The following is an 8,242-nucleotide window of genomic DNA, read 5'->3' as shown; positions in this document are numbered from 1 at the left end:
CGGGGGGGGCGCGCCCCCCCGCCCCGCCCCCGCGGGCGCCCAGCGCGGGGCCGCGCCGCGGCTCAGGGGGTCACCACGACCCGGGTGCCGGTCGGCGCGAAGTCCCAGATCAGCTGGCCGTCGGCGCGTGCCGAGCGGATGCCGCCGGTGTGCACCTTCGGGTCGGGCGCCGGGGTGGCGCCGTCCGTCGCGGCACTGAAGCCGAACACCACGCCGCTCTGCTGGCTGAACCGCACCACGTGCTCGATCTGCCGCCCGTCGGTGCCCTTCCCGGTGGCCGCCCGGCTGTACACGCTGTACGCGCCCGGGGTCGGCTCGACCGAGCCCGGGGTCACCGCGAACGAGGCCTGGATCTGCTGGTCCTTCTGCGGGTCGACCAGCCACACCCGGTGGGCGCCGATCGAGTAGACCACCCGGTAGCCGGTGCCGGAGGCGGCCGGCAGGGCCGGCGCCGTCGGCGCGGGGCCCGAGGACGGACGCGCCGGCCCGGGCTCGGACGCCGCGGGCCGCGAGGCGGCGGTGCGCGACTGGGCCCCCTCGGCCTGTACGGCCAGCAGCGCGACCGCGGTCATCGCCACCGCCGTCAGGCCGGTGACCACCACGCCAGGACCCATCCTCACCACGCACGCTCCCGCAGCTCGCTCCCGTGTGGCCCCATCGTGCCAGGTCCCGGCCGCCGGACCGGGCCGATCCGATGGTGTGTTCCCCTGGTCGGGACGGACCGGTCCGCCGCGGGCGCCCCGGAACCGGCCAGGTTGTCCTGCCAAGCCCGGACTGCGGGTCCTATCCTGGGGCCATGGACGAGACCGCCGGGCGCATCTCCGAATCGGCCGCCCGGGCCGCCGGCGACCTGCGGGTCGTCTTCGGCCGGCTCCGCCGCCGCCTGCGCGAGCTCCAGGAGCCGGGCGACCTGACCCCGTCCCAGATGTCCGTCCTCAGCCGGCTCGGCAAGGAGGGCCCCGCCTCGGCCAGCGCGCTCGCCGCCGCCGAACGGGTCCGCCCGCAGTCCGTCGCCGCCACCCTCGGCGCCCTGGAGGAACGCGGCCTGATCGCCCGTCGGCCCGACCCCGACGACGGCCGCCGCCAGCTGATCAGCCTCTCCGGCCCCGGCCGCGAGCGCCTGGAGGACTACCGCCAGGCCCGCGAGGAGTGGCTGGCCCGCAGCCTCCAGGACCGCTGCACCGAGGCCGAGCGGCACACCGTCGTCGAGGCGATGGCCGTCCTGGAGCGGCTCACCCGGCCCTGACCGCCGCACCCCCGGAGTCGGCCCGCGGGCCCCGGGCCCGGAGCCGGTCCACCGGGCCGCCCCTCGCGGTCTAACCTTGGACGCGTGCTGCTGCTCGCGTTCGACACCGCCACCCCCGCCGTCACCGCCGCCGTCCACGACGGCACCGCCGTCCTCGCCGAGTCCTACACGGTCGACGCCAGACGGCACGGCGAGCTGCTCCTGCCCACCATCGGCGACGTGCTGCGCACCGCCGGCGTCGACAAGCGCGAGCTCACCGCGATCGCCGTCGGCGTGGGCCCCGGCCCGTACACCGGCCTGCGGGTCGGCCTGGTGACCGCCGCCGCCCTCGGCCACGCGCTCTCGCTGCCCGTGCACGGCGTCTGCACCCTCGACGCGATCGCCCACCGGGCCCGCCGCGAGGGCGTCACCGGCCCGTTCACGGTCGCCACCGACGCGCGCCGCAAGGAGGTCTACTGGGCCTCGTACGACGCCGACGGCGCCCGCACCGCCGGGCCGTCCGTCGACCGCCCGGCCGACCTGGCCGCGCCCGGGCGCTCGGTCGGCGCCGGCGCCCTGCTCTACCCGGACACCTTCCCCGGCGCGGCCGGCCCCGAGCACGTCTCGGCCGGGGCGCTGGCCGACTTCGCCGCCACCGAGCTCGCCGCCGGCCGCGAGCTGCTGCCGAACGCCCCGCTCTACCTCCGCCGCCCGGACGCCCAGGTCCCGGCCGGCTACAAGGCGGTGCTCCCGGCATGACCGCGATCACCCTCCGGCCGATGCGCTGGTGGGACATCGAACCGGTGATGGAGCTCGAACTGCGGCTGTTCCCCGAGGACGCCTGGTCGCGCGGCATGTACTGGTCCGAACTGGCCGAGGCCCACCCCGGCGGGACCCGCCACTACACCGTCGCCACCGACCCGGACGGCGCCGTGGTCGGCTACGCCGGACTCATGACGATCGGCGCCGAGGGCGACGTCCAGACCATCGCCGTCGACGACCGGATCCAGGGCCGCGGCCTCGGCGCCGCCCTGCTCACCGACCTGGTCGAGGAGTCCGCCGCCCGCGGCTGCACCGAACTGCTGCTGGAGGTCCGGGTGGACAACCTGCGCGCCCAGCGGCTCTACGAGCGATTCGGCTTCCGGCCGGTCGGCGTCCGCCGCGGCTACTACCAGCCCGCGAACGTCGACGCGCTCGTCATGCGACTCGACCACCCCACGCACGATGCGAAGGACCCGAACAATGGCTGACGAACCGCTCGTCCTCGGTATCGAGACCTCCTGCGACGAGACCGGCGTCGGCATCGTCCACGGCACCACGCTGCTCGCCGACGCGGTCGCCTCCAGCGTCAACGACCACGCCCGCTACGGCGGCGTCGTCCCCGAGATCGCCAGCCGCGCGCACCTGGAGGCGATGGTCCCGACCATCCGGCGCGCCCTGGAGACCGCCGGCGTCAAGGCCAGCGACCTCGACGGCATCGCCGTCACCGCCGGCCCCGGCCTGGCCGGCGCCCTGCTGGTCGGCGTCTCCGCCGCCAAGGCGTACGCCTGGGCCCTCGACAAGCCGCTGTACGGGGTCAACCACCTCGCCTCGCACATCTGCGTCGACCAGCTGGAGCACGGCCGGCTGCCCGAGCCGACGATGGCCCTGCTGGTCTCCGGCGGCCACTCCTCGCTGCTGATGTCCACCGACATCACCAGCGACGTCCGCCCGCTCGGCGCCACCATCGACGACGCGGCCGGCGAGGCCTTCGACAAGGTCGCCCGGGTGCTCGGCCTCGGCTTCCCCGGCGGCCCCGTCGTCGACCGGATGGCCCGTGACGGCGACGGCAGGGCCATCGCCTTCCCGCGCGGCCTCAGCACCGCCAGCGACCCCGCCTACGACTTCTCCTTCTCCGGCCTGAAGACCGCGGTCGCCCGCTGGGTCGAGGCCAGGCGCCGGGCCGGCGAGGAGGTGCCGGTCGCCGACGTCGCCGCGTCCTTCCAGGAGGCCGTCACCGACGTGCTCACCCGCAAGGCCGTCCGTGCCTGCAAGGACAACGGCGTGGACCACCTGATGATCGGCGGCGGCGTCGCCGCCAACTCCCGGCTGCGCGAGATGGCCCAGCAGCGCTGCGACAGGGCGGGCATCGTGCTGCGGGTGCCCCGCCCGGGCCTGTGCACCGATAACGGCGCGATGGTCGCCGCACTCGGCTCCGAGATGGTCCGCCGCGGCCGCACCCCCTCCGCCTTCGACCTGTCCGCGGACTCCTCGCTGCCGGTCACCGAGGTGCACGTGCCGCACACCGAGTTCCACGCGCACGCGCACGAGTCGCTGCGGTGACCCGTGCCCTGATGTGGGAGGCCCGCGCCGCCGAGGGCCGGGCCGGCGACCTGGAGCACTGGGTGCGCGGCACCGCGCTGCCCGCGCTGCGCGCCGCCGCCCCCGACCGCACCGAACTGCTGACCGCGGACGGCGGCCGGGTCCTGCTGATCACCTGGTGGACGGGGTCGGCGGAGCCGGTCGGCGACCCGCCCGCCGAGCTGCTCGCCCGCCCGGTGCACCGCTGGTCCTTCACCTCCCGCCACGTCGAGTAGCGTGCGTTCCTGAGAGTTCGCTGAACACGGGTGGGGGCGCGCGGTGCTGAAGAGGTCTTGGTTCACGGCGGTGGGGGCACTGGCCCTCCTCACGGTCGCCAGCGGGTGCGGCGGGGCCCCCGCGACGCCCCGGACCCAGGCGCCGCCGCCCGGCAGCGCCGGCGGCAGCGCGCCCGCCCCGAGCGGCACCCCCAGCGGCCGGGACGCGGCCCCCGACGCCGCCGCCTGGTCGAAGTGGGGCCTCAAGCCGCTGCCCGCCGCACCGGCCGCCCCCGCCGACAAGCCGATCAAGCTGACCCGCACCGGCCAGGTCCCGGTCTTCAGCGAGGTGCCGACCACCGACCGGGTCGTCTTCGTGACGCTCGACGACGGCGCAGAGAAGGACCCGAAGTTCGTCGCGATGATGAACGACCTCAAGGTGCCGGTCTCGATGTTCCTGACCCGCGACCTCATCAGCGGCGACTACGGCTACTTCAAGCCGCTGCAGGCGCTCGGCAACCACATCCAGAACCACACCGTCGACCACCCGGCGATGAGCAAGGCCTCCCCGGAGAAGCAGAAGTCCGAGGTCTGCGACGACCAGAGCGCGCTCACCCGGGAGTACGGCACCGCGCCGCTGCTCTTCCGCCCGCCGTACGGCGACGGCGCCCACACCACCGCGCTCAACGCCGCCGTCCAGGCCTGCGGCCCGCGCGCCGTGGTGCTCTGGCGGGAGTCCATGCAGATCCACGACATGCAGTACCAGGCGGCGGACAAGAAGCTCCGGCCCGGCGACATCATCCTCGCCCACTTCCGCGGCCCCAAGGACCTCAAGGGCGAGACCATGACCCAGATGTTCGGCGAACTGCTCAGCCGCATCCAGGAGCAGGGCTTCGCGGTGGCCCGGCTGGAGGACTACATCGCCGCCCCGACCGGCTGACCCAGCATCATCAGCGGGCCGTGGTCGGTGCGGCTGAGGATCACCGTCACCTCGTGGGGGCCGCTCGGCTTCAGCTGCCGGCGCAGTTCCTCCGGGGTGATCGCGATCCCCCGCTTCTTGATCACCACGGTGCCGGCGCCCCGCTCCCGCAGCAGCGCCTTCAGCCGCTTCACGTTGTACGGCAGCGCCTCGCCGATCTCGTACGCGTGCGCGTACGGGGTCGGCACCAGCTCGTCCGAGGTGATGTAGGCGATCATCGGGTCGATCAGCCGCCCGCCCACCTGCTCGGCGACGTCCGCCACCAGCCGGGCCCGGATCACCGCGCCGTCCGGCTCGTACAGGTACCGCCCCACCGGGCCGGCCGCGGCGGGCCGGCCGGTCCCGGTGAGGCTGTGCCCGCCGGGCAGCACCGTCGCCCGGTAGGGCTGCGCCGCGCCGGTGCCGAACCAGAGCACCGCCTCCTTCACCTCGCCGCGGTCCGAGACCCACTCCGCCTCGGCGCCCTCCGGAACCAGCTCGTGCGGGATGCCCGGCGCCACCTTGAGCGCCCCGAACGGCGTGCCGCGGGCCGCGCCGATCGCCCAGGAGAGCGGCGGCGAGTACGCCTCCGGGTCGAACACCCGGCCCCGCGCGGTGCGCCGCGCCGGGTCGGTGAACACCGCGTCGAAGCCGGCCGTGTCGACCTCCGCCACGTCCGCGCAGCGCACCTCGACCAGGGCGGACAGGCCCAGCGCGTCCGCGTTGGCCCGCGCCACCGCGCAGGTCAGCTCACTGCGGTCGACGGCCAGCACCCGCACGCCGGCCCGGGCCAGCGCGATCGCGTCCCCGCCGATCCCGCAGCACAGGTCGGCGAGCGTGCGCACGCCCAGGTCCGCGAACCGGCGCGCCCGCCACTCGGCGACGCTGCGCCGGGTGGCCTGCTCCACGCCGTCCGGGGTGAAGTACATCGACTCGGCGTCGCTGCCGAACTTCGCCGCCGCCCGCTGCCGCAGCCGGGCCTGCTCGAAGGCGGCGCGGACCAGGTCCACCGGGTGGTCCCGGCGCAGCCTGGTGGCCAGCGCCAGCTCGTCCGACTCGCGGAATCCGCGCAGTTCGGTCAGCAGGGCCCGGCCCTCGTCGGTCAGCAGGGCCCGGAACGATTCGATCTCCACCCGGCCATTGTCCCGGTCCTCCGGGCCGGTCGCCGACGCGGTCGCGGCCGGCACCGCCGCCGCCCGGGCGCGAGGACGCGTGCGCGCCGCCCCGCGATTCTGCGAGCCACGCCGTTGGCACTCTGGTTGACTGAGTGCTAACGGCGGCCTATGGTCGTTCCTGGCACTCCCCCCGGGTGAGTGCCAATGCGACGGAGTGCGCCTGACCCCCGCGACGGCAGGCCTGCGGACATCGCCCTTCCCTGTTAGACAACCCCGTAATCTCCGAAGGGGAGCTCGGACGTGACCACCAGCAGCAAGGTTGCCATCAAGCCGCTCGAGGACCGCATCGTGGTCCAGCCGCTCGACGCCGAGACCACCACGGCCTCCGGCCTGGTTATCCCGGACACCGCCAAGGAGAAGCCCCAGGAGGGCGTCGTCCTGGCCGTCGGCCCGGGCCGTTTCGAGGATGGCCAGCGCCTGCCGCTCGACGTCGCCGTCGGTGACATCGTCCTGTACTCCAAGTACGGCGGCACCGAGGTCAAGTACCAGGGCGAGGAGTACCTCGTCCTCTCGGCTCGCGACGTTCTCGCCATCATCGAGAAGTAAGTCGTCACGGCACGCCCCGGAACCGCGTCAGCACTGACCCGGGCCGGGGCGTGCCCTTTGGTCCAACCGACGTAGAACCCCTGAGGAACGGGAACATGGCGAAGATCCTGCAGTTCGACGAGGACGCCCGCCGCTCGCTGGAGCGCGGTGTCAACAAGCTGGCCGACACCGTCAAGGTGACCATCGGCCCCAAGGGCCGCAACGTCGTCATCGACAAGAAGTTCGGCGCCCCCACCATCACCAACGACGGTGTGACGATCGCCCGCGAGGTCGAGCTCGACGACCCGTACGAGAACCTCGGCGCGCAGCTCGTCAAGGAGGTCGCCACCAAGACCAACGACGTCGCTGGCGACGGCACCACCACCGCCACCGTGCTCGCCCAGGCCCTGGTCAACGAGGGCCTGCGCAACGTCGCCGCCGGCGCCGGCCCGGCCGCCCTGAAGAAGGGCATCGACAAGGCCGTCGCCGCCGTCGCCGAGCACCTGCTCTCGGTGGCCCGCGAGATCGAGGGCAAGGACGACGTCGCCGCCGTCGCGTCCCTCTCCGCCCAGGACACCCAGGTCGGCGAGCTCATCGCCGAGGCGATCGACAAGGTCGGCAAGGACGGTGTCATCACCGTCGAGGAGTCCAACACCTTCGGCGTGGAGCTCGAGTTCACCGAGGGCATGCAGTTCGACAAGGGCTACCTGTCGCCGTACTTCGTGACCGACGCGGAGCGCCAGGAGGCGGTCCTCGAGGACCCGTACATCCTGATCAACCAGGGCAAGATCTCCTCCATCCAGGAGCTCCTCCCGCTGCTGGAGAAGATCCTGCAGGGCGGCGGCTCCCGCCCGCTGCTGATCATCGCCGAGGACGTCGACGGCGAGGCGCTGTCCACCCTCGTGGTGAACAAGATCCGCGGCACCTTCAACGCGGTGGCCGTCAAGGCCCCCGGCTTCGGCGACCGCCGCAAGGCGATCCTCGGCGACATCGCCGTCCTCACCGGCGCGACCGTCATCTCCGAGGAGGTCGGCCTCAAGCTCGACCAGGCCGGCCTGGACGTGCTCGGCACCGCCCGCCGCATCACCGTCACCAAGGACGAGACCATCCTCGTCGACGGTGCCGGCGACTCGGACGCGGTGGCCGGCCGCGTCGGCCAGATCAAGGCCGAGATCGCCGCCACCGACTCCGACTGGGACCGCGAGAAGCTGCAGGAGCGCCTGGCCAAGCTGGCCGGCGGCGTGTGCGTCATCAAGGTCGGCGCGGCCACCGAGGTGGAGCTCAAGGAGCGCAAGCACCGCCTCGAGGACGCCATCTCCGCCACCCGCGCCGCGGTCGAGGAGGGCATCGTCGCCGGCGGCGGCGCCTCGCTCGTGCACGCCGCCAAGGTGCTGGACGGCGGCCTGGGCCTGTCCGGTGACGAGGCGACCGGTGTCGCGGTCGTCCGCAAGGCGCTCGCCGAGCCGCTGCGCTGGATCGCCCAGAACGCCGGCCTGGAGGGCTACGTCATCACCTCCAAGGTCGCCGACCTGGAGGCCGGCCACGGCTACAACGCGGCCACCGGCGAGTACGGCGACCTGGTGAAGGCCGGCGTCATCGACCCGGTCAAGGTCACCCGTTCCGCCCTGGAGAACGCCGCCTCCATCGCCTCCCTGCTCCTCACCACCGAGACCCTCGTGGTGGAGAAGAAGGAGGAGGAGGCCGACAACGGTCACGGCCACTCGCACGGCGGCCACGGCCACTCCCACTGACGCACCGTCAGCCTCCCGGAGGCCCGGCCGCCCGCTCCCGCAGCGGGTGGCCG

At 74.0% G+C, this 8,242-nt stretch carries 10 protein-coding genes; 8 read left to right on the top strand and 2 right to left on the bottom strand.

The features are described from left to right. Window positions 1-62 precede the first annotated feature (62 nt). A complete protein-coding gene (locus ACFV0G_RS29425) occupies window positions 63-614 on the bottom strand; it encodes a hypothetical protein (RefSeq protein WP_380554592.1) in 552 nt (183 codons plus the stop codon). A 182-nt stretch (window positions 615-796) separates the two neighbouring features. On the opposite strand from ACFV0G_RS29425, the gene ACFV0G_RS29420 reads away from it, so the two are divergent. From ACFV0G_RS29420 to ACFV0G_RS29395, 6 genes are all read left to right on the top strand, one after another. Further along, window positions 797-1,246, top strand: a complete 450-nt coding sequence (locus ACFV0G_RS29420) for a MarR family transcriptional regulator (protein WP_380554589.1) — start codon at window positions 797-799, stop codon at window positions 1,244-1,246. Window positions 1,247-1,330: 84 nt separating this feature from the next. Then, window positions 1,331-1,984 carry a tRNA (adenosine(37)-N6)-threonylcarbamoyltransferase complex dimerization subunit type 1 TsaB gene (gene tsaB, locus ACFV0G_RS29415; RefSeq protein WP_380554586.1) on the top strand — a complete coding sequence of 218 codons (654 nt, stop codon included), beginning with the start codon at window positions 1,331-1,333 and terminating at the stop codon, window positions 1,982-1,984. Further along, entirely contained in the window at window positions 1,981-2,475 is a 495-nt protein-coding gene (gene rimI, locus ACFV0G_RS29410) for a ribosomal protein S18-alanine N-acetyltransferase (RefSeq protein WP_380554583.1), read from the top strand. Before tsaB ends, rimI begins: the two co-directional genes overlap by 4 nt. After that, a complete protein-coding gene (gene tsaD / locus ACFV0G_RS29405; RefSeq protein WP_380554580.1) occupies window positions 2,468-3,547 on the top strand; it encodes a tRNA (adenosine(37)-N6)-threonylcarbamoyltransferase complex transferase subunit TsaD in 1,080 nt (359 codons plus the stop codon). The genes rimI and tsaD overlap by 8 nt, the downstream gene beginning before the upstream one ends. Next, on the top strand, window positions 3,544-3,801 hold the full coding sequence (locus ACFV0G_RS29400; RefSeq protein WP_380554577.1) for a hypothetical protein: 258 nt from the start codon (window positions 3,544-3,546) through the stop codon (window positions 3,799-3,801). The genes tsaD and ACFV0G_RS29400 overlap by 4 nt, the downstream gene beginning before the upstream one ends. A 43-nt stretch (window positions 3,802-3,844) precedes the next feature. Continuing rightward, window positions 3,845-4,720: a polysaccharide deacetylase family protein gene (locus ACFV0G_RS29395; protein ID WP_380554574.1), complete on the top strand. Its 876-nt coding sequence runs from the start codon at window positions 3,845-3,847 to the stop codon at window positions 4,718-4,720. On the opposite strand, the gene ACFV0G_RS29390 is transcribed toward ACFV0G_RS29395, so the two are convergent. Beyond that, a complete protein-coding gene (locus ACFV0G_RS29390; protein WP_380554571.1) occupies window positions 4,696-5,871 on the bottom strand; it encodes a methyltransferase domain-containing protein in 1,176 nt (391 codons plus the stop codon). The genes ACFV0G_RS29395 and ACFV0G_RS29390 overlap by 25 nt on opposite strands. Before the next feature lie 282 nt (window positions 5,872-6,153). On the opposite strand from ACFV0G_RS29390, the gene groES reads away from it, so the two are divergent. Both groES and groL read left to right on the top strand, forming a co-directional pair. Beyond that, window positions 6,154-6,459 (top strand): co-chaperone GroES, encoded by a 306-nt coding sequence (gene groES, locus ACFV0G_RS29385; protein WP_014136232.1) that lies wholly within the window; start codon window positions 6,154-6,156, stop codon window positions 6,457-6,459. A 95-nt stretch (window positions 6,460-6,554) separates the two neighbouring features. Continuing rightward, window positions 6,555-8,189, top strand: coding sequence for a chaperonin GroEL (gene groL, locus ACFV0G_RS29380; RefSeq protein WP_380554568.1), 1,635 nt, complete (start codon window positions 6,555-6,557; stop codon window positions 8,187-8,189). Window positions 8,190-8,242 lie beyond the last annotated feature (53 nt).

This window comes from Kitasatospora sp. NPDC059571, assembly GCF_042735675.1.
Lineage (GTDB): Bacteria > Actinomycetota > Actinomycetes > Streptomycetales > Streptomycetaceae > Kitasatospora.
The sequence above is the reverse complement of the archived record's forward strand: the minus strand, read 5'-3'. Positions and strand labels throughout refer to the sequence as shown.